The 19,656-nt window shown below is 74.1% G+C and carries 18 protein-coding genes; 11 read left to right on the forward strand and 7 right to left on the reverse strand.

Features of this window, described 5'->3' with window-relative positions:
* The first annotated feature begins 57 nt into the window (after window positions 1-57).
* A complete protein-coding gene (locus ACZ7D7_RS24375) occupies window positions 58-1,230 on the forward strand; it encodes an acyl-CoA dehydrogenase family protein (RefSeq protein ID WP_470826929.1) in 1,173 nt (390 codons plus the stop codon).
* Window positions 1,231-1,588: 358 nt separating this feature from the next.
* On the opposite strand, the gene ACZ7D7_RS24380 is transcribed toward ACZ7D7_RS24375, so the two are convergent.
* On the reverse strand, window positions 1,589-2,026 hold the full coding sequence (locus ACZ7D7_RS24380) for a hypothetical protein (RefSeq protein ID WP_470826930.1): 438 nt from the start codon (window positions 2,024-2,026) through the stop codon (window positions 1,589-1,591).
* Between the two features lie 283 nt (window positions 2,027-2,309).
* Here ACZ7D7_RS24380 and ACZ7D7_RS24385 point away from each other — a divergent pair, with 283 nt between their 5' ends.
* From ACZ7D7_RS24385 to fxsA, 4 genes are all read left to right on the forward strand, one after another.
* A complete protein-coding gene (locus ACZ7D7_RS24385) occupies window positions 2,310-2,750 on the forward strand; it encodes an Lrp/AsnC family transcriptional regulator (protein WP_470826931.1) in 441 nt (146 codons plus the stop codon).
* Between the two features lie 79 nt (window positions 2,751-2,829).
* Window positions 2,830-4,443 carry an amidohydrolase gene (locus tag ACZ7D7_RS24390; RefSeq protein WP_470826932.1) on the forward strand — a complete coding sequence of 538 codons (1,614 nt, stop codon included), beginning with the start codon at window positions 2,830-2,832 and terminating at the stop codon, window positions 4,441-4,443.
* A 551-nt stretch (window positions 4,444-4,994) separates the two neighbouring features.
* On the forward strand, window positions 4,995-5,870 hold the full coding sequence (locus tag ACZ7D7_RS24395) for a polyprenol monophosphomannose synthase (protein ID WP_470826934.1): 876 nt from the start codon (window positions 4,995-4,997) through the stop codon (window positions 5,868-5,870).
* A gap of 65 nt (window positions 5,871-5,935) precedes the next feature.
* Window positions 5,936-6,511: an FxsA family membrane protein gene (fxsA, locus tag ACZ7D7_RS24400; RefSeq protein ID WP_470826935.1), complete on the forward strand. Its 576-nt coding sequence runs from the start codon at window positions 5,936-5,938 to the stop codon at window positions 6,509-6,511.
* A gap of 107 nt (window positions 6,512-6,618) precedes the next feature.
* Here fxsA and ACZ7D7_RS24405 read toward each other — a convergent pair whose 3' ends face one another.
* From ACZ7D7_RS24405 to yczE, 4 genes are all read right to left on the reverse strand, one after another.
* Window positions 6,619-6,993: an RNA polymerase-binding protein RbpA gene (locus tag ACZ7D7_RS24405; RefSeq protein ID WP_003977404.1), complete on the reverse strand. Its 375-nt coding sequence runs from the start codon at window positions 6,991-6,993 to the stop codon at window positions 6,619-6,621.
* Window positions 6,994-7,260: 267 nt separating this feature from the next.
* Window positions 7,261-8,613: an MFS transporter gene (locus ACZ7D7_RS24410; RefSeq protein WP_470826936.1), complete on the reverse strand. Its 1,353-nt coding sequence runs from the start codon at window positions 8,611-8,613 to the stop codon at window positions 7,261-7,263.
* A 55-nt stretch (window positions 8,614-8,668) separates the two neighbouring features.
* The gene (locus ACZ7D7_RS24415; RefSeq protein WP_470826937.1) at window positions 8,669-9,436 is read right to left on the reverse strand and encodes a glycerophosphodiester phosphodiesterase; all 768 of its coding nucleotides are present in this window, start codon (window positions 9,434-9,436) and stop codon (window positions 8,669-8,671) included.
* Entirely contained in the window at window positions 9,433-10,122 is a 690-nt protein-coding gene (yczE, locus tag ACZ7D7_RS24420; RefSeq protein ID WP_470826939.1) for a membrane protein YczE, read from the reverse strand. Before yczE ends, ACZ7D7_RS24415 begins: the two co-directional genes overlap by 4 nt.
* 64 nt (window positions 10,123-10,186) lie before the next feature.
* On the opposite strand from yczE, the gene ACZ7D7_RS24425 reads away from it, so the two are divergent.
* Window positions 10,187-11,695 (forward strand): SCO1417 family PLP biosynthesis transcription factor, encoded by a 1,509-nt coding sequence (locus tag ACZ7D7_RS24425; RefSeq protein WP_470826940.1) that lies wholly within the window; start codon window positions 10,187-10,189, stop codon window positions 11,693-11,695.
* A 184-nt stretch (window positions 11,696-11,879) separates the two neighbouring features.
* Here ACZ7D7_RS24425 and ACZ7D7_RS24430 read toward each other — a convergent pair whose 3' ends face one another.
* Both ACZ7D7_RS24430 and ACZ7D7_RS24435 read right to left on the reverse strand, forming a co-directional pair.
* Window positions 11,880-13,526, reverse strand: coding sequence for a P-loop NTPase family protein (locus ACZ7D7_RS24430; protein ID WP_470826941.1), 1,647 nt, complete (start codon window positions 13,524-13,526; stop codon window positions 11,880-11,882).
* A gap of 55 nt (window positions 13,527-13,581) precedes the next feature.
* Complete coding sequence (locus ACZ7D7_RS24435) at window positions 13,582-13,776, reverse strand: hypothetical protein (RefSeq protein WP_279551584.1); 195 nt, start codon at window positions 13,774-13,776, stop codon at window positions 13,582-13,584.
* Between the two features lie 298 nt (window positions 13,777-14,074).
* On the opposite strand from ACZ7D7_RS24435, the gene ACZ7D7_RS24440 reads away from it, so the two are divergent.
* The 5 genes from ACZ7D7_RS24440 (at window position 14,075) to ACZ7D7_RS24460 (ending at window position 19,642) form a co-directional block, all read left to right on the forward strand.
* Window positions 14,075-14,467, forward strand: coding sequence for an ankyrin repeat domain-containing protein (locus ACZ7D7_RS24440; protein ID WP_470826943.1), 393 nt, complete (start codon window positions 14,075-14,077; stop codon window positions 14,465-14,467).
* Between the two features lie 333 nt (window positions 14,468-14,800).
* A complete protein-coding gene (locus ACZ7D7_RS24445; protein ID WP_470826945.1) occupies window positions 14,801-16,219 on the forward strand; it encodes a HEAT repeat domain-containing protein in 1,419 nt (472 codons plus the stop codon).
* A 266-nt stretch (window positions 16,220-16,485) separates the two neighbouring features.
* Window positions 16,486-17,613, forward strand: coding sequence for a glycosyltransferase family 4 protein (locus tag ACZ7D7_RS24450; RefSeq protein WP_470826947.1), 1,128 nt, complete (start codon window positions 16,486-16,488; stop codon window positions 17,611-17,613).
* Window positions 17,610-18,788, forward strand: coding sequence for a glycosyltransferase (locus tag ACZ7D7_RS24455; protein ID WP_470826948.1), 1,179 nt, complete (start codon window positions 17,610-17,612; stop codon window positions 18,786-18,788). The genes ACZ7D7_RS24450 and ACZ7D7_RS24455 overlap by 4 nt, the downstream gene beginning before the upstream one ends.
* The gene (locus ACZ7D7_RS24460; RefSeq protein ID WP_470826950.1) at window positions 18,785-19,642 is read left to right on the forward strand and encodes an SGNH/GDSL hydrolase family protein; all 858 of its coding nucleotides are present in this window, start codon (window positions 18,785-18,787) and stop codon (window positions 19,640-19,642) included. Before ACZ7D7_RS24455 ends, ACZ7D7_RS24460 begins: the two co-directional genes overlap by 4 nt.
* Window positions 19,643-19,656 lie beyond the last annotated feature (14 nt).

The raw sequence follows: 19,656 nt of genomic DNA on the forward strand, positions 1-19,656 counted from the left end.
AGCGGCCACACCGAGGGCGCGTCCGTCGATGTGCCCCACAGGGAGGAGAGCGTCGCCATGCCCGACCGCGCCCCGCAGCCGGTGGACCGGCAACTGCCCACGGACGAGGCCCGGGACCTGATCTCGCTGGTCCGCGACATCGCCCAGCGCGAGATCGCGCCGAAGGCCGCCGAGGAGGAGGACGCGGGCCGCTTCCCGCGCGAGGTCTTCACCCTGCTCTCCGAGTCCGGCCTGCTCGGCCTGCCCTACGACTCCGAGTACGGCGGCGGCGACCAGCCGTACGAGGTCTACCTCCAGGTCCTCGAGGAACTCGCCGCCGCCCGCCTCACGGTCGGCCTCGGCGCCAGCGTCCACACCCTCGCCTCCTACGGCCTCGCCGCCTACGGCACCAAGGAGCAGCAGGTCGAGCACCTGCCCGCGATGCTCGGCGGCGGCCTGCTCGGCGCCTACTGCCTCTCCGAGCCGTCCTCGGGCTCGGACGCGGCGTCCCTGCGCACCAAGGCCGTCCGGGACGGCGACGAGTGGGTCATCACGGGCACCAAGGCCTGGATCACGCACGGCGGCATCGCCGACTTCTACACCGTCATGGCCCGCACCGGCGAGGACGGCCACCGCGGCATCACGGCGTTCCTCGTGCCGGGCGACGCGGAGGGTCTGAGCGCCGCCGCGCCCGAGAAGAAGATGGGCATGAAGGGCTCGCCCACCGCCCAGGTGCACTTCGACGGCGTACGCGTCGCCGACGACCGGCGCCTCGGCGAGGAGGGCCAGGGCTTCGCGATCGCCCTGTCGGCGCTGGACTCCGGACGGCTCGGCATCGCCGCCTGCGCGATCGGTGTCGCCCAGGCGGCCCTGGACGAGGCCGTCGCGTACGCCACCCAGCGCCGCCAGTTCAACCGGCCCATCGCCGACTTCCAGGGCCTGCGCTTCATGCTCGCCGACATGGCGACCCGCATCGAGGCGGGCCGCGCGCTGTACCTGGCGGCGGCGCGGCTGCGCGACGCCGGCCTGCCCTTCTCGAAGCAGGCGGCCATGGCCAAACTGCACTGCACGGACACGGCCATGCAGGTCACCACCGATGCCGTGCAGATCCTCGGCGGCTACGGCTACACCGCCGACTTCCCGGCCGAGCGCTACATGCGCGAGGCCAAGGTGCTGCAGATCGTGGAGGGCACCAACCAGATCCAGCGGATGGTCATCGCCCGTCACCTCGTGGGTCCCGAGACCCGTTGAACTGACCGAGGCCGCGCAGGGGCGCCGCGAGCCGCACCCACTCCGGGTCGTGGTGCCCCGGCAGGGTCCGGCCGCGGTCGGCCCAGGCGCGCATGAGGTCGCGGTAGATCGGTGGGTCCGGAAGCCGCGGAAGACCGAGCGGCACCGATCCCGAGGGCGGCGGGACGAACACGCGGCGCGGACGCCCGGCTGCCGAATGCGTGTGGGTCATACCCGGCCAACGCGCGCCCCGGCGGGCAGGTCACCGGCCGGCGGAATCGAGTGTGAGTTCACCACCGACCGGGGTGCGGAGACGACGCGTCGGTCGCGCGTTGACGCGCCGTCAATTCCTCGTCGGCCCGGCGGCTTCGGCCGTCGCTCAGGCGGCGTGCCGGCGCATCGTCGGCACGCGCATCGGGCGCGAGCCCGGGCCGCCGACGTGCGAGAAGGGCTGCTTGCGCCAGTCGAGCCCCTGAGGGAGCGTCAACAGCAGGGCGGTGTCCTGCTCCTGGGGCTCCACGGACTCGTCGGCGGCGCGGGCCTCGGTGGCCCTGCGGCCCGTACCGGCGCAGACCGTGAGGCCGAACGGGTTCCACGGCGAGGCGCACAGCGCGTGCTCCGGCAGGACCTCCTCGTCCGCCAGCAGGGCGATGGGCTGCGCGCAGTCCGGGCAGATCACCCGGTACATCTCGAACGTGTCGTACGTGTCGAGTTCCTCGTCGTCGAAGGCGTCGGGTTCGACGCCCTCCGGCTCTGGTTCGACGACGGGCTGCGGACGCTTGGACGCGAGACGTCCAGGGCGCTTGAGACTCTGCATGGGATTCTCCCCCTCGGGCTGGGCCGTGAAGGCACTGCGGCCTCGACCACAGCAAGCACTTCCCGTCCGCTCTCGCGGGTAATCACGAGAACATCACGGACACGGTTCCAAGCCTGTGGTGTTCGTCACATGCCACTCGCGGATGCCCGTCGCGGCGCGATTCCGGCCCTCAGCAGGCGGCACGCCCGACGCCCCGGCAGGCCCGCCCGTCACATCACGAACCGGCTATGACCTGTGCGCTCCGGTATCCCGTGAGATCACGCGCACTGTAGGTTCTTGCGCCATGGAGGAGCTGGACCGTCAGATCGTGCAGCTGCTCGTCAAGGACGGGCGGATGAGCTACACAGACCTGGGCAAGGCCACGGGCCTGTCCACGTCGGCCGTGCACCAGCGGGTGCGCCGCCTGGAACAGCGGGGCGTCATCCGCGGCTACGCCGCGGTCGTCGACCCCGAGGCCGTCGGGCTGCCCCTCACCGCCTTCATCTCGGTGAAACCGTTCGACCCCAGCGCCCCCGACGACATCGCCGAACGGCTCGCCGGGGTCCCGGAGATCGAGGCCTGCCACAGCGTCGCGGGCGACGAGAACTACATCCTCAAGGTGCGCGTGGGCACACCGCACGAACTGGAGGAACTGCTGGCCAGACTGCGGTCCCTGGCCGGCGTGTCGACCCGGACGACGGTCGTCCTGTCGACGCCGTACGAGGCCAGGCCGCCGCGCGTGTGAACCACCCGCCGACCGCACGCGCGGTGCGGGACCGGACCTGCGTGCACAGGCCGGGACGTCAGGCGCGACACTGTCCGTCATGAGTGAACGCACCGCCCCGCCCCACACCGTCCTGCTCCGCCGCGGAGAGGTCCACAGCCCCGCCGACCCCTTCGCGACCGCCATGGTCGTGGAGCGCGGCCAGGTCGCCTGGGTCGGCTCGGAGGGCGCCGCCGACGCCTTCGCGGACGGCGTCGACGAAGTCGTCGACCTCGACGGGGCGCTCGTCACCCCCGCGTTCACCGACGCCCACGTGCACACGACGTCCACCGGACTGGCCCTCACCGGCCTCGACCTGTCCGGCGCCGCCACCCGCGAGGCGGCCCTCGACCTCGTACGCGACTTCGCCGCCGCCCGCCCCGCCGACCGGGTCCTCCTCGGGCACGGCTGGGACGCTTCCCGCTGGCCCGGCGGGCAGCCGCCGACACGGGCCGAACTCGACGCGGCCACCGGCGGCCGGCCCCTCTACCTGAGCCGCATCGACGTGCACTCCGCCGTCGTCACCACCGCCCTGCTGGACCTCGTCCCCGGCGACGTGCCGCGCGAGGACGGCCCGCTGACCGCCGACGCGCACCACGCCGTCCGCGCCGCCGCCCTCGCCGCGATCACCCCCACGCAGCGCGCCGAGGCCCAGCGCACGGCCCTCGCGCACGCCGCCTCGCTGGGCATCGGCACCCTCCACGAGTGCGCCGGGCCCGAGATCTCCTCCGAGGACGATCTGGCGGGCCTGCTGCGGCTGGCCGCCGAGGAGCCGGGCCCGAGGGTCGTCGGCTACTGGGCCGAGCACGGCGAGGAGGGCATCGCCCGGGCCCGTGAGCTCGGCGCGGCCGGCGCCGCCGGCGACCTCTTCGTGGACGGCGCCCTCGGCTCGCACACCGCCTGCCTGCACCACCCGTACAGCGACGCGGGCCACACCGGCACCGCCTACCTGGACGCCGCCGCCGTCGCCGCCCACGTGGTCGCCTGCACCGAGGCGGGCCTCCAGGCCGGGTTCCACGCGATCGGCGACGCCGCCGTGACCGCCGTGGCCGAGGGAGTGCGCGCCGCCGCCGACAAGGTCGGCCTCGCCCGGGTCCGCGCCGCCCGGCACCGCGTCGAGCACGCCGAGATGCTCACCCCGCAGACCGTCGCGGCCTTCGCCGACCTCGGCCTGACCGCCTCCGTGCAGCCCGCGTTCGACGCGCTGTGGGGCGGCGAGGACGGCATGTACGCCCAGCGGCTCGGCGCCGAACGGGCCCGCACCCTGAACCCGTTCGCGGCCCTGCTGAAGGCCGGCGTCCCGCTCGCCTTCGGCTCCGACAGCCCGGTCACCCCGCTCGACCCCTGGGGCACCGTGCGCGCCGCCGCGTTCCACCGCACGCCCGAGCACCGCGTCTCCGTGCGCGCCGCGTTCACCGCGCACACGCGTGGCGGCTGGCGGGCGATCGGACGCGACGACGCGGGTGTTCTGGTACCGGGCGCCCCCGCGGACTACGCCGTGTGGCGTACCGGTGAGCTGGTCGTCCAGGCGCCCGACGACCGCGTCGCGCGCTGGTCCACCGACCCGCGCTCCGGCACCCCCGGCCTGCCCGACCTCACGCCGGGCCGTGACCTGCCGGTCTGCCTGCGCACCGTGGTGGGCGGCCGGACGGTCTTCGTACGGCCGGGCGAGTGATCTACGGGGCCGCCCGCTTGCCGGCCGTCGGCCCCGCTCCCGTCGCGCGACCTGCGCATAATCCGCGCCGACCAGGCCGTCTGCCGACGAAGCGCAGGTCAAACGGCTGTTGACAGGCGGCGGCCGGGGGCCGGTAGGTTCTGCCGGGTCCACCACCGGACGCCCGACCGGGGAACCTCCGCGCACGCGTCGCGAGCGCCGCTGGGTCAGGGGCGGTGTGCCGCACCGGGGCACCGCCACTGGGAGCCAGGCTCAGCGCAGCCACGGCGACGAGGAGGGGACGGCCGGTCGGGGAGGTGCGACCCCGGGTGGGGCCCGGGCGCTCAGTAGACAACGGCTTTCGGTCGATCCGCAGCCAGCGGGTCCCAGGTCGGCCCGAAGGGCGCCGGGCCCCCATCCGCCGCACGGCGGCACCCCCGGCGACCGGTGCCGAAACCGGGGCGCCTACCCGCCGCTCGCCGAATCCACACCGCCCGTCGTCCGTGCCGTCGCGTCGGCGCAGGCCCGGCGCACTATGGTGGTCCCCTGCGTACGGACATGAAGGGGCAGCAGTGAACGACGGCGACGGGACTCTCGCGGCACGAGCCCAGGAGAGGCAGTTCGGCCCGCTCGGCACGGCCTTGGTGATCATCCCGACCTACAACGAGGCCGAGAACATCAAGGCCATCGTCGGCCGGGTGCGCGAGGCCGTCCCCGAGGCGCACGTCCTGGTGGCCGACGACAACAGCCCCGACGGCACGGGCAAGCTCGCCGACGAGCTGGCCGCGCGCGACGACCAGGTCCAGGTGCTGCACCGCAAGGGCAAGGAGGGCCTGGGCGCCGCCTATCTCGCGGGCTTCCGCTGGGGCCTGGAGCACGGCTACGGCGTGCTGGTCGAGATGGACGCCGACGGCTCCCACCAGCCCGAGGAACTGCCCCGGCTGCTCACCGCCCTCAAGGGCGCCGACCTGGTGCTCGGTTCGCGCTGGGTGCCGGGCGGGCGGGTGGTGAACTGGCCCAAGTCCCGCGAGGTCATCTCGCGCGGCGGCAGCCTCTACTCGCGCCTCGCCCTCGACTTGCCGCTGCGCGACATCACCGGCGGCTACCGCGCCTTCCGCCGGGAGACGCTGGAGGGCCTCGGCCTCGACGACGTCGCCTCGCAGGGCTACTGCTTCCAGGTCGACCTGGCCCGCCGTGCCGTCAAGGCCGGCTACCACGTCGTCGAGGTGCCCATCACGTTCGTGGAGCGCGAGCACGGCGACTCCAAGATGAGCCGGGACATCCTCGTGGAGGCGCTGTGGCGGGTCACGGCGTGGGGCGTGGGGGAGCGCGTCGGCAAGGTGGTGGGACGGGCCGAGAAGCCCGTGGAGAAACCTTCGGAGAAGTCCTTCGAGAAGTCCTCCGAGAAGTCCTCCGAGGAGCCCTCGGAGAAGCACGCGGGGTCGTGAAGCGAGGCAGCGGCCGTCTTGCCCCGCTTATCCCGCGCTGAGCCCGGCCCAGGCACACTGGGAGCATGACGACTGGCGCTCAGACCCCCAGGTATCCGACCCGGCCCCGGCGCTCCCGGCTGCGCACCTTCCTGCCGCTGGGTCTCGCCGCGTGGCTCGTCCTGGAGATCTGGCTGCTGACGGTGATCGCGGGCGCGTCGAGCGGGCTCGTGGTCCTGCTGATCCTGGTGGCGGGCTTCGTCCTCGGATCCGCGGTGATCAAGCGGGCAGGCCGACGGGCCTTCCAGAACCTCACCGAGACCGTGCAACAGCAGCAGAGCGGCGTACCGCCGACGCCCCGGCCGAACAGCGAGGGCAACGGCCTGACGATGCTGGGCGGACTGCTCCTGGTCCTTCCCGGCGTGATCTCCGACGCCGTGGGCCTGGTCATGCTGGTGCCTCCCGTGCAGAAGGCGGTGAGCCGGTACGCCGAGCGCACCTTCGAGCGCAAGCTCCGCGAGGCCTCGCAGGGCAGTCTGGGCGACGCCTTCCAGCAGGCCCGTATGCGCCGCCCCGACGGCAAGGTCGTCCAGGGCGAGGTCGTCCGGGACGAGCCGGGCGACACCCCGCGCGAGGAGCCGCGCCCGCCGCTGACGCACTGACGGGCAACAGAAAAAGCAGAAAACCGCGGGCGCCGTACGTCACTTGGACGTACGGCGCCCGCGGTTCACTGGCGTGTGTCGAACAGCCGCCGGAGCCCCTGCGGGGACTACGCGCTCTTGCGGCTGTCCCGCGGATGCACCGCGATGTTCATTGCGCCGGACCGCAGAACGGCCAGCCGCTCCTCGAGGACCTCTTCGAGTTCCTCACGGGTGCGGCGCTCCATCAGCATGTCCCAATGCGTACGCGCGGGCTTGGCCTTCTTCTCTTCCGGACCGTCGCCGTCCACGAGGAGTGCCTGGGCCCCGCAGACCTTGCACTCCCACTCCGGCGGGATCTCCGCCTCGACCGAGAAGGGCATCTCGAAGCGGTGCCCCTTCTCGCATGCGTACTCCACGGCCTGGCGCGGGGCCAAGTCGATGCCGCGGTCCGTCTCGTAGCTGGTCACCACGAGGCGCGTGCCGCGAAGAGCTCGCTCACTCATGAATCGTGCCTCCCGGGCTTGTCGCCCACAGGACAGGTGTCGCTGTCGTCGTCATCCGGTCAACGTCCGGTCGGCGGTAAAGATTCCCGTTCCGAGTCCCGTTCCGGGTCATGCGTCGCCGTCGTAGCCGCCCCTTGTTGTACCCACCAGCGCCCGGTTTGTCACATCTGCTAGTAGATGTGACCCAGCGTTTCGGCACCTTTGACGCGCAGTAACGGTACGCCAGGCAGGCCAAACGCGTACACTACAGCGCTTTCGCTCCGAGTGCTAAATCCGCTCGGGAACGGGGTTGCCCGCGTCGCCGATCGCCCGCCGCACCGGCACCCGCGCGAGCAGCGCGAAACCGAGCACGAAGAACAGCACCAGCGAGATGATCGCGTCCCGGTAGCTGCCGGTCAGCTGGTAGGTGAGCCCGAACAGCAGCGGCCCCAGCCAGCTCATGCCTCGGTCGCTGATCTCGTACGCCGAGAAGTACTCGGCCTCCTTGCCGGGCGGCACCAGGTGGGAGAAGAGGGACCGGGACAGCGCCTGGCTGCCGCCGAGCACGAGCCCGATGCCGGCGGCGAGCACGAAGAACCACACCGGTTCACCCGCCGGAAGGAAGTACCCGGCCGCCAGCGTCACCGTCCAGGCGACCAGTGATCCGAGGATCGTGCGCTTCGCCCCGTAGATCCGCGCCAGCCGGCCGAGGGCCAGGGCGCCCGCCACCGCCAGCACCTGGACCAGCAGGACGGCCACGATCAGCGTGGACTGTTCGAGCCCCAGCTCCTTCGAGCCGTACACCGAGGCCTGGGAGATCACCGTCTGGATGCCGTCGTTGTAGACCAGGTAGGCCAGCAGGAACGACAGCGTCAGGGGGTGCCGGCGCATGTCCCGGAGGGTGGCGGCCAGTTGTTTGAAGCCGGGCACGGCCGCGCCGGGCTCGCGAGTCGCGGTCCGCCGGTCGCGCAGCCGGCGCAGCGGCACCAGCGTGAAGGCCCCCCACCACAGACCGGCCGACGCCAGGCAGATCCGCACCGCCTCGCCCTCGGAGAGCCCGAAGGTCTCGTGCGAGGTGTAGAGGATCAGGTTCGCGACGAGGACCAGGGCGCCCGCCGCGTACCCGAACGCCCAGCCGCGCGAGGAGACCGCGTCGCGCTCCTCGGGGCCCGCGATCTGCGGCAGGTAGGAGTTGTAGAGCATCATCGCGACGGACTGGGCCGCGTTCGCGACGATCAGCAGCAGCCCGCCCAGCAGGTAGCGCTCGCCGTCGAGGAAGAACATGCCCGCCGTCGCCGCCGCCCCGACGTAGGCGGCGGCGCCGAGCAGCGGCTTCTTGCGGCCCGTGCGGTCGGCGGCGGCGCCCACCAGCGGCATCGCCAGCACCGCGAGGATCACCGACAGGGACACCGAGTACGCGAAGAAGGAACCGGCGCGCACCGGGATGCCCAGCGGATGCACGAAGCCGTCCGCGTCCGCCGCCGCCTCCGCCACGGACGTGAGATACGGGCCCAGGAACACGGTGAGCACGCTCGTCGAATAGACCGAGCACGCCCAGTCGTAGAAGTACCAGCCGCGCTGTTCGCGGCGCCGCGCGGAGGCCTCGTCGGCTTCCCCCGCCCGCACGGTGTCGGTGCCCACCCGTGCCCTCGCTTCCCCGTGAAGGTGCCGCGCGAGGGCGGCGGACGGCGCCGGGTCAGACCCAGACGCCGCGCTCCTCCATGACCTTGCGCAACGTGTCGATGTGATCGGTCATGATGCCATCCACTCCCAGGTCCAGGAGCCGGTGGATGCGATCGGGATCGTTGACCGTCCACACGTGCACGTGCAGTCCACGCGCGTGTGCGGTCCGTACGAAGCGGTGGTCCACCACCTGGATGCCCGACTGCGACTCGGGCACCTGCGCGGCGACGGCGGACCGGCGCAGCGCGGCCGGCACGCCCCAGGAGCGCAGCCGCAGATTGAGCACCCCGCGCGTGCCGTACGACGTGGCCAGGCGCGGCCCGGCGAGACGCTGGGCGCGCACCACGCGCGCCTCGGAGAACGAGCCGAGGCAGATCCGGTCCCAGGAGTCGGTGCGCTCGACCAGGTCGAGGAAGGGCAGCAGGGCTGGCTCCGCCTTCACGTCGACGTTCCACCGGACCTCGGGGAACAGTTCGAGCAGGTCCTCGAACAGGGGCACCGGCTCGGCACCGGCCACGCGGGCCTGCGCCACCTCCGCCCAGGGCAGGTCGGCGATGCGGCCGGCGCCGTCCGTCACCCGGTCCAGCGTCGCGTCGTGGAAGGCGACGAGCCTGCCGTCCCGGGTGGCGTGCACGTCGGTCTCGATGTACCGGTAGCCCGTCTCGACGGCGTTCCGGAACTGCCGGACGGTGTTCTCCAGGCCGTCCGCCGCCCCGCCCCGGTGGGCGAAGGCGAGGGGTCCCGGATGGTCGAGGTAGGGATGGCGTATCCGCGGGGTCACGGACGCAGTATCGCGCGCGGAGGTTGCCCGGTGGCAACGACCGTGCTGCTGTCCGATGCCGACGGGACGGCGAAGACGCGCAGGAAGAGCTGGGCGAGCGGGCCGATCGACACCGCGTACAGCAGGGTGCCGGCGCCGACGGTGCCGCCGAGGGCGAAGCCGGTGACGACGACCGCCACCTCGACGGCGGTGCGCATCAGCCGGATCGAGCGGCCCGTGCGCCGGTGCAGCCCCGTCATCAGCCCGTCCCGGGGTCCGGGGCCGAAGCGCGCGGCGATGTAGAGGCCGGTGGCGACGCCGTTGAGGACGACGCCCGCGAGGAGCAGCGGAACGCGGACGGCCATGCCGTGCGCGGCGGGCAGCAGGGCGAGCGTGCCGTCCATGGCGATGCCCACGACGAAGACGTTGGAGACGGTGCCGAGGCCCGGGCGCTGGCGCAGCGGGATCCACAGCAGCAGCACCGCCGCGCCCACGGCGATCGACACGACGCCGATGGTGAGGCCGGTGAGTTCGGCGAGGCCCTGGTGGAGCACGTTCCAGGGTTCCAGGCCCAGGCCCGCCTCGACGAGCAGCGCGGAACTGGCCCCGTACAGGGCGAGCCCCGCGTACAACTGCACCAACCGCCGTCCCAGATGTCGCTTCGCGGACAAGACGTGCCCCCCAGTGGTCGTAGTGGCCTGATGCATGACACCCTGTGGCTCGGGGATACGTGCCAGCCATGGCCAATTCGGGGAAGGTGGACTGATTTCCATGCCGCAGTGGACCTCGGCGGTCGGGGCCGCGCAGCTGGCCCGGCTGCTCACCTCCCAGCAGGACCGGCCGGCCGGCCCCGGCACCCGCCGCCCGCCCGCCTACCGCGCGCTCGCCGACGGCATCCGGCTGCTGGTCCTCGAAGGGCGCGTGCCGGTCGCCGCCCGGCTGCCCGCCGAGCGCGAACTGGCCATGTCCCTGTCCGTCAGCCGCACCACCGTCGCCGCCGCCTACGAGGCGCTGCGCACCGAGGGCTTCCTGGAGTCGCGGCGCGGCGCGGGCAGTTGGACCGCGGTCCCGGCGGGCAACCCGCTTCCGGCGCGCGGCCTCGAACCGCTGCCCCCGGAGGCGCTCGGCTCCGTGATCGACCTGGGCTGCGCCTCGCTGCCCGCGCCCGAGCCGTGGCTCACCCGCGCCGTGCAGGGCGCGCTGGAGGAGCTGCCGCCGTACGCGCACACGCACGGCGACTATCCCGCCGGGCTGCCCGCCCTGCGCGCGATGATCGCCGAGCGCTACACCGCGCGCGGCATCCCCACCATGCCTGAACAGATCATGGTGACGACCGGCGCGATGGGTGCCATCGACGCCATCTGCCACCTCTTCGCGCCGCGCGGGGAGCGCGTCGCCGTCGAGTCGCCGTCCTACGCCAACATCCTCCAGCTCATGCGGGAGGCCGGCGCCCGGCTCGTGCCCGTGGCGATGGCCGAGGGGCTGACCGGCTGGGACCTCGACCGCTGGCGGCAGGTCATGCGGGAGGCGGCGCCCCGGCTGGCGTACGTGGTCGCCGACTTCCACAACCCGACCGGCGCCCTCGCCGACGAGGAGCAGCGGCGGCAGCTGGTGGAAGCCGCCCGCTCGGCCGGCACCGTGGTCGTCGCCGACGAGACGATGAGCGAGCTGTGGCTGGACGAGGGCCTGGACGGCGCCGCCATGCCGCGCCCGGTGTGCGGATTCGACCCCGCCGGGTCCACCGTGATCACCGTCGGCTCGGCCAGCAAGGCGTTCTGGGCGGGCATGCGCATCGGCTGGGTGCGGGCCGCCCCGGACGTCATCCGCAGCCTGGTCGCCGCGCGCGCCTACGCCGACATGGGCACGCCCGTGCTGGAGCAGCTGGCCGTGAACTGGCTGTTCAGCACCGGCGGCTGGGCGCAGGCGGTGGAGGTGCGGCGCCGTCAGGCCCGGGAGAACCGGGACGCGCTCGTCGCCGCCGTCCGGCGCGAGCTGCCCGGCTGGGAGTTCGAGGTGCCCAGCGGCGGCCTCACGCTGTGGGTCCGCGCGGGCGGCCTGTCGGGCTCGCGGCTCGCCGAGGCGGGCGAACGCGTCGGTGTCCGCGTGCCGTCGGGGCCCCGCTTCGGGGTCGACGGCGCCTTCGAGGGTTATGTGCGGCTGCCGTTCACGGTCGGCGGGGCGGTGGCCGAGGAGGCCGCGAGCCGGCTCGCGGCGGCGGCCCGCCTGGTGGAGAGCGGCGGCACGGCGGGCGCGGAGGCACCTCGGACGTTCGTGGCCTAGGGCCTGGTGTGAAAGCCCCGGAAATCGCGCCTGCCCCGCGACGCCCGGCAGGCCCTGGCGGGGCACGGCTCGCGGGAGTGTCGAACCGATGAGCCCTGCCGCCCGGGTGGGACCGGGCGGCAGGGCTCGGGGACAGACAGGGGTGAGTCGGAGGGGGAGGCGTGCGGGTGAGGCGACGCGGCGGTCAGGACGTTTCCGCCGCCACCGCCTTCGGAGGCGCAGTCCCCGGCAGTGGCTCGTGTTCCGGTTCCGGGTCCGGTTCCCGCACCTGGTCCGTGCGCGGTTCCTCGGCGGACTCCGCGGCGGCCACCGCGTCGGCCGGGGTCGAGCGGGGCGGGAGCAGGTCGAGGACGGCCTGCCGGTGCGCGTCGCTGGTCGCGTCGTCGTACGGGTCCGGGGTCGCCGGGACCTGGAGCCGGTGCACCGGGCCGCCGCCCAGCCGGGCGTAACCCCGGCCGGCCGGGACCTGCGTCACCGGCGTGGTCTGCGGCGCGGCGCCGAGCACGGCCGCCAGCTGGTCCGGCGCGGCCGGGCCGAGGACGACACGCGCGCGTGTGTGCTGCAGTACGGCCTCGCTCAGCGTCTCCGTGGCGTCCAGCTGGTCGGCGACGACCACGGTGACGTTGGCCGCGCGGCCGTGCCGCAGCGGGACCTGGAGCAGCGACTGCGGCTCCCGGCCGCCGTCCGCGGCGGCGAGGTGCGTGAACGCGCTCGGCCGGTCCAGGAGGATCCACAGGGGTCGCTTGGTGTCCTCCGGCGGCGGGTGGCCCGCCTGACGCGCGCGGTTGGCGGCGATCAGCCGGCGCTCGGTCTCCTGCGCGGCCCATTCCAGGCTCGCCAGCGCCCCGCCGAGTCCGGGCTCGACGGCCAGGACGCCGTCCCGTCCGGTCAGGCACGCGTACTCGCCGGTGCCGCCGCCGTCGACGATCACGACGTCGCCGTGCCGCAGCGCCTGGAGGGCGATCGAGCGCAGCAGCGTCGAGGTGCCGCTGCCCGGCTGGCCGAGCACCAGCAGGTGCGGCTCGGTGGAGCGGATTCCGGTGCGCCACACGACCGGCGGCACGTCGCGCTGCTCGTCCCCGTGGGTGAGGGGGAGCGTGCGCTGCACGAGCGTGGGGTCGGTGAAGCCGAGGACCGTCTCGCCGGGGGCCGTGACGAAACGCTGGGCGGCGATGTCGGTCGGCAGCGGCGCGAGGACGGTGACGGCGAGCTGGTTGCCCTCCTCGTCCCACGCGAAGTGGTACTCGCGCCCGCGTCCCGCCTTGGCGGCGAGCAGGTGCTCGATGCGGGCGCGCGCCTCGGCCTCGCCGTCGGTGAAGTAGGCCGGGTAGCGGATCACCAGCCGCGAGAACCGGCCCGTGCCGTCGAACTCGTACTCCGGGAAGGCCTTGTCCCACTCGCCGCCGTGCGCGTACAGCGGGGCGGGGTCCTCCGCGGCGGAGAAGTACGGGACGAGGGCCTCGTAGAGCGACCGCAGCCGCTGGGTCTGCGACTCGTCGGGGCCGTCTGACGCCGCCGGTGTGCGGTCCCGGCCCTGCCAGGCCGCCGCGCCCATCAGGGTGATGACGGCGAGCAGCGGACCGTAGGGCACCAGCGCCACGACCAGGACCACGGACGCCACCAGGAAGAGCAGCGCGCCGCGCTTGTCCTTGGGGGTGTCGGTCCACTTGCGCCGGCCGGCCGAGGCCAGCCGGCGCAGCCCGCGGGTGATCGTGATCAGCGGGTGGAGGACGTCGGTGGCGCCGTCGGCCGCCGTCCGGGCCAGCTCCCGGCTGCGGGCGAGCTGCGCTCCGCCGTTGCTCAGAATGCGGGGGAGGGGGCGCCGGGCCACTGCTGCCTCCAGGTAGTGCGTACGGGGTGGTGCGTACGGGCGGGGCGGGCGGGCGTCAGAACTTGATACCGCCGAGCAGGCTCGCGAGGCTCTCGCCGCCCGCCTTGATACTCGGGGCGATGGCCGTGCTGGCCAGGTAGAACCCGAAGAGCGTGGCCACGATCGCGTGCGACGCCTTCAGGCCGTCCTTGCGGAAGAAGAGGAAGACGATGATGCCGAGCAGGACCACGCCTGAGATGGAGAGGATCATGTGAGTTCTCCTGGTTCGCGGGGACAGTCACCATGAGTACTTCCAGGCTCACAGCATGTATCCATACGATAAAAGGTGCAACTGAGTGAAATTCGGGAGATTTCCCTCGTTCGGTGGAGCCTTCCCGGGCCTGTCGCCGCGCGCGGTCGCGTCCGGCCGGTGCCGGGGTGATCTTTGCCTCGGGCGCGTCCCGTCATGTGCCCCGCGAGACCAGTACCCTGGCGATTCACCCGTACGGCGCACCGCTCGCCGCCGTGCGCGCAGTCCCCGGAGTTCGCAGTGAGAGGCGGTCCCGCCGATGAGTGAAGCGCCCGACCCCGAGGTCGTGGAGTTCGCGACCAAGATCTTCGATCTGGCCCGGCAGGGGCGGACGGAGGCACTCGTCGAGTACGTCGACGCCGGCGTCCCGGCCGACCTCACCAACGACCGCGGCGACTCCCTCGTCATGCTCGCCGCCTACCACGGGCACGCCGACGCCGTCCGCGCGCTCCTCGCCCGCGGCGCCGACGCCGACCGGATCAACGACCGCGGCCAGACCCCGATCGCGGGAGCCGTGTTCAAGGGGGAGACGGAAGTGATCCGTGCGCTTCTCGAGGGCGGCGCCGACCCGCACGCGGGCACGCCGTCGGCCGTCGACACGGCGCGCATGTTCGGCCGCACCGAGCTGCTCCAGCTGTTCGGCGAGCAGTGATCCGCCACTGGTCCGGCGCCGGTCCGGCGTCGATCCGTACGTCCTGACCAGGAAAAACACGGAAAATGGGGGAGGCGGTGCAGGGCCGCCGAAATATCGGTCGCGGCAGGTCTTCGCGCCGAGTCATCATGACGTCGTGGTTCACGGACGCGATGGCTGGGCAGGTGTTGCCGCACCGCGCGGGCCGTGACGCGGCCCGCGAGGGCCACCGACGAGAGGCAGAGGAAGATGGTCTACAGCAAGCAGGAAACGGCGGGCGCCCCGACGTGTTGTCTCGCGGCCAGGTAAGGCACGTCCCCGGTTGCGTCGACGCTTGATGTGAGGCTGTTTCCCATGTTCGATCCGGTCATAGCGCCGAGCGGCACGCTGCTCGGCCTGCTCCAGAGGGGCCGCGGCGACGGCACGCTGCACGCGCTCACCGCGCCCCGCGCCGAGGCGCTCGCGGCGCTCAACCACTGTGTGCTGCGCGACCCCCGCCACGACTGGCAGGTGGAGAACCGCTCCCTCTACTACGCACGCCTGTACCTCGACCTGAACGGCGAACTCGACGCCGTCGAGGCCCACCTCTTCGACGCCGAGGACATCCTCGACACCGAGGAGTCGCGCACCGGCCTCGCCCTGGCCGTCCTCGGCCACCTCGCCTCCTACGGCAGGCGGGACGCCCTGGAACTGCTGCGCAGGTACGCCGCCCACGGCACCAACTGGGCCTGGGCCCTCGACGAACTGGCCCTCCGGGACGACGACGCCGGGCTGCGCGCCCTCGCGGCGCCCGTGCTCGCCCGCTTCCCCGCCGGCCCCGAGGGCGAGGCCGAACTGGCCGCCGCCGTGCGCGACGCCTTCGAGCCCCGGCCCTGGCGGCTGTGGGCCGACGATCCGCGCGAATCCGTCGCCGCGCGCGTGCGTGCCGCTCAGGAGACCGGCTGCTTCGACCGCTGGCAGCGCCAGATGCGGCCCACCGGACCCCGCCCGGGGTGGAGCGTGCGGGCCGTCTTCGACTGGGCCCAGCAGGGCCTCGAGCGCGGCGCCGCGCTGCATGTCCCGGCCGCCCGCTGCCTCGCCGCCGTCGCCGGCCCCGAGGACCGCGCCGAGATCCTCACCGCCGCCGCCTCCGGCGGCGACGGAGCCCGCTGCACCGCCCTGCGCTACCTCGCCGACGGCAACGACCCCGGTGCCCTCGACCTCATCGAGAACGCCGTGACCACCGGGACGACCGCCGTCGCGGACGCCGCCGTCGACGCCTTCGAACGCATGCGCAGCGTCGCCGCCGTCGACCGCGCCCGCCGCTGGGTGCACCGGCCCGACCCGCTCGGCGCCGCCGCCGGACGCGTTCTCGCCTGCCGCGGCGGTGCACAGGACCGCGACCTGGTCCTCGCCGCCCTGCGCGAGGCCGTGCGCGGCGAAGGCCCCGACGCGCCCACCCTGTGGACGCTCGTGGACGGCACCGGACGGCTCGGCATCACCTGCGCCGCCCCCGTCCTGCGCCACATTTACCGCGAGACCGCCTCTTCCCATCTGCGCGGCCGGGCCGCCCGGGCCCTCGCCGCCACCGATCCCTCCTTCGCCACCGGCTTCGCGATCGAATGCCTCTGGGACTGCGAGGAGACCACCCGAGAACTGGCCGCCCGGCACGCCGAGACCGGAGACGCCCGCGTCGTCGAACGCCTGCGCCGGCTCGCCGCCGACCCGGCCGAGGAGGCCGAGGTCCAGACGGCCGTACGCAGTCGCATCGGACCCGACGCCGCCACAACGTAGTGCCCGTCACGCCGCCGCTCGCACCTGTCACGCCCGTCACGCCCGTCACGCCCGTCACGCCCGTCACGCCCGTCACGCAGACCCCCGTTCGGCACGTGAGCACGGCGGATTCAGGCCTGCCGGGTGAACGAGGGATGACCCGCGGGTCAGGAGCGCGTGGCCGCCGCCTGACCTGCGCGGGCGTGCGATCCAACGCTCACGGGACGTTCCTCGGCCGGAAAGATCCACGTTGACGCGGCCACGTCCAGCACGGCGACAACACCGGTATGCGTGTCGTCATCGTGACCGAATCCTTTCCCCCCGACGTGAACGGCGTGGCCCACTGCGCGCTCCAGACCGCGCGGCACCTCGTCGAACGCGGTCACGCCCCCGTCGTCGTCGCCCCGGCCCCCGCACCCGGGAGCAGGCCCGACGCCCTCGCGCCGTGCCCCGTCCGCCACGTCCCCTCCCTCCCGCTCCCCGGCTACCCCCAGGTCCGCGTCGCGCTGCCCAGCCGGCGCCTCGCCGCGGCCCTCGTCGAACACCGCGCCGACGTCGTCCACCTGGCCAGCCCCTTCGTCCTCGGCGTGCGCGGCATGGCCGCCGCCGCCCGGCTCGGCATCCCCGCCGTCGCCGTCTACCAGACCGACCTCGCCGGATACGCCCGCACCTACATGGGCGCGGGCGAGGCCGCCGCATGGCGCCGGATCCGCTCCGTCCACGCCGCCGCCGACCTCACCCTCGCCCCGTCCAGCGCCGCCCTGAACGACCTGGAGACGCACGGCGTGCCCCGGGTCAGGCTGTGGCCGCGCGGGGTCGACACCGTCCGCTTCCGCCCCGGCCACCGCGACGAGGCGCTGCGCCGCGAACTCGCCCCGAACGGCGAGGTCCTCGTCGGCTACGTCGGCCGGCTCGCCCCCGAGAAGCAGATCGAACTGCTCGCCGGCGTCTGCGGCCTGCCCGGCGTACGGGTCGTCGTCGTGGGCGACGGACCCAGCCGACCCGGCCTCGAACAGGCCCTGCCCGGCGCGGTCTTCCTCGGCCGCCGCACCGGCCACGACCTCGCCCGCGTCTTCGCCTCCCTGGACGTCTTCGCGCACACCGGCCCCTTCGAGACGTTCTGCCAGACCGTGCAGGAAGCCATGGCCAGCGGCGTGCCCGTCGTCGCGCCCGCCGCCGGAGGCCCCCTCGACCTCGTCGCCCACGGCCGCACCGGACTGCTCGTCCCGCCCCGCGACGCGAACGCCGTACGCGACGCCGTGGCCTCCCTCGCCGCCGACCCCGCGCGGCGGGCCGCCTACGGCGCCGCCGGACGCGCCATGGTCGAGGGCCGCACCTGGGCCGCCGTCGGCGACCAGCTCCTCGGGCACTACGCGGACGTGCTCGCCGCGCGGAAGTCGGTGGTGGCCGCGTGACCGCCTCCCCGCCCTCCCTGCGCATCGTCCGGCTCGCCAACTTCGTCGCCCCCGCGTCGGGTGGTCTGCGCACCGCCCTGCGCGAACTCGGCAAGGGCTTCGCAGCGGCCGGACACGAACCCGTCCTCGTCGTGCCCGGCGAACGCCACGACGACCGCGACACCGAGCAGGGCCGCGTCATCACCCTGCCCGGACCGCTGCTGCCCGGCACGGGCGGCTACCGCGTCCTCACCGACAAACGACGTGTCGCACGGCTCCTGGAGGATCTCGCGCCCGACCGGCTCGAGGTCTCCGACCGCACCACACTGCGCTGGACCGGCAAGTGGGCGCGGCGCGCGCGGGTGCCCGCCGTGATGGTCTCCCACGAGACCGCCGACGGCGTGCTGCGCACCTGGGGCCTGCCCGAGTCCGCCGCCCGGCGGGCCGCCGACAGCCTCAACACCCGGACCGCCCACACCTACGCGCGCGTGGTGTGCACGACCGAGTTCGCCGAGCGGGAGTTCGTGCGCATCGGCGCGCGCAACGTCGTACGGGCCCCGCTCGGCGTCGACCTGGAGGCGCGCCGTCCCGACCTGCGTGACCCCGCGGTGCGCGCCCGGTACGCGCGCGAGGACGAGACGCTGCTGGTGATGTGCTCCCGGCTGTCCGTCGAGAAGCGGCCCGGCACCGCGCTCGACGCCCTGGAGTCGCTGCGGCGGCGAGGCCGGCGCGCGGTGCTGGTGATGGCCGGGGACGGGCCGCTGCGCTCCCGGCTCGAACAGCGGGCGCGAGAGCGCGGACTGCCGGTCGCCTTCCTCGGGCACGTCGCCGACCGCGGGCTGCTCGGTGCGCTCCAGGCCTCCGCCGACGTCTGCCTGGCGCCCGGGCCCGCCGAGACGTTCGGGCTCGCCGCGCTGGAGGCGATGGCCTGCGGAACGCCCGTCGTCGCCAGCGCCTCGTCCGCGCTGCCCGAGGTCATCGGCGAGGCCGGGGCCGTCGCCGCGGACCACGGGGACGCCTTCGCGGACGCCGTCGACATGCTGCTCGAACGCCTGGAGACCGACCGGCGCGAGGCCGCACGCGCGCGTGCGGAGTGCTTCGGCTGGGACACGGCCGTCGCGGCGTTCCTCGCCGCCCACGACGCGCCGGTGCCGGGCACCGCACGTCCGGCGGTGGTGCCGGAGGGCGTGGCATGAGACCCACGCGGTTCGTGGCCCTCGGCGACTCCCTGACCGCCGGTGTGGGCGACCCCTGCGGCGACGGGTGGCGCGGCTGGGCCGCGCTGCTCGCCCCCGGCCTCGACGCGGGCCCCGGCGGCCCGGGCCACTTCACCAACCTCGCCGAGAGCGGGGCCCAGACGCGGGACGTACTGGAACGGCAACTGCCCGCCGCGCTCGCCCTGCGGCCCGGTCTCGCCTCCGTCGTCGTCGGCGTCAACGACACCCTGCGCCGCACCTTCGACATCCACGCCGTGGCCGCCCGCCTCGACGAGGTGTACGCGGCCCTCACCCGGCAGGGCACGGTGCTCCTGACGGCGTGCTTGCCCGACCCCGGCGCCATGCTCGGGCTGCCCGGCGCGCTGGCCCGTCCGCTGGCCCGGCGGCAGCGCGCCGTCAACACCGTCGTCCACGCGCTGTCCGACCGGTACGGCGCGGTCCACCTGCACGCCGCCGACGGCGACTGGATCGCGGACCGCGCGATGTGGAGCGCGGACCGGCTGCACCCCGGCGAGCGCGGGCACCGCCAACTCGCCCTGCGCTTCCACACGATGCTCGCCGAGCGCGGTCTGGCCACCGGCCGCGCGCCCTCGCCGGAGCCGACCGCGCCCGCACCGAGCACCACGCAGAGCCTGTGGTGGCTGGCCACCGCGGGCACCGGCTGGGTCGCCCGGCGCTGCACCGACCTGCTGCCGCAACTGCTGCGGCTGGCCGCCGACGAGGTCAGGCACCGCGCGCGGGGCACGAGCGCGCGCCTCGACCTGCGCACGGCGGCAGCGGTGTCGGCGGCGCTCGCGGCCCTGCCCCTGCCGGAACAGGCCGACGCCGCCTAGCGGTTGACGTCCGT

The organism is Streptomyces sp. NPDC037054, from assembly GCF_055606745.1.

What these genes read in the sequence shown, in the direction of transcription:
- ACZ7D7_RS24450 (WP_470826947.1), top strand. Translation starts at nt 16,486, where the DNA reads ATGCGTGTCGTCATCGTGACCGAATCCTTTCCCCCCGACGTGAACGGC.
- ACZ7D7_RS24380 (WP_470826930.1), bottom strand. Translation starts at nt 2,026, where the DNA reads ATGCAGAGTCTCAAGCGCCCTGGACGTCTCGCGTCCAAGCGTCCGCAG.
- ACZ7D7_RS24440 (WP_470826943.1), top strand. Translation starts at nt 14,075, where the DNA reads ATGAGTGAAGCGCCCGACCCCGAGGTCGTGGAGTTCGCGACCAAGATC.
- ACZ7D7_RS24435 (WP_279551584.1), bottom strand. Translation starts at nt 13,776, where the DNA reads ATGATCCTCTCCATCTCAGGCGTGGTCCTGCTCGGCATCATCGTCTTC.
- ACZ7D7_RS24425 (WP_470826940.1), top strand. Translation starts at nt 10,187, where the DNA reads ATGCCGCAGTGGACCTCGGCGGTCGGGGCCGCGCAGCTGGCCCGGCTG.
- ACZ7D7_RS24460 (WP_470826950.1), top strand. Translation starts at nt 18,785, where the DNA reads ATGAGACCCACGCGGTTCGTGGCCCTCGGCGACTCCCTGACCGCCGGT.
- ACZ7D7_RS24405 (WP_003977404.1), bottom strand. Translation starts at nt 6,993, where the DNA reads ATGAGTGAGCGAGCTCTTCGCGGCACGCGCCTCGTGGTGACCAGCTAC.
- fxsA (WP_470826935.1), top strand. Translation starts at nt 5,936, where the DNA reads ATGACGACTGGCGCTCAGACCCCCAGGTATCCGACCCGGCCCCGGCGC.
- yczE (WP_470826939.1), bottom strand. Translation starts at nt 10,122, where the DNA reads ATGCATCAGGCCACTACGACCACTGGGGGGCACGTCTTGTCCGCGAAG.
- ACZ7D7_RS24390 (WP_470826932.1), top strand. Translation starts at nt 2,830, where the DNA reads ATGAGTGAACGCACCGCCCCGCCCCACACCGTCCTGCTCCGCCGCGGA.
- ACZ7D7_RS24445 (WP_470826945.1), top strand. Translation starts at nt 14,801, where the DNA reads ATGTTCGATCCGGTCATAGCGCCGAGCGGCACGCTGCTCGGCCTGCTC.
- ACZ7D7_RS24385 (WP_470826931.1), top strand. Translation starts at nt 2,310, where the DNA reads ATGGAGGAGCTGGACCGTCAGATCGTGCAGCTGCTCGTCAAGGACGGG.
- ACZ7D7_RS24375 (WP_470826929.1), top strand. Translation starts at nt 58, where the DNA reads ATGCCCGACCGCGCCCCGCAGCCGGTGGACCGGCAACTGCCCACGGAC.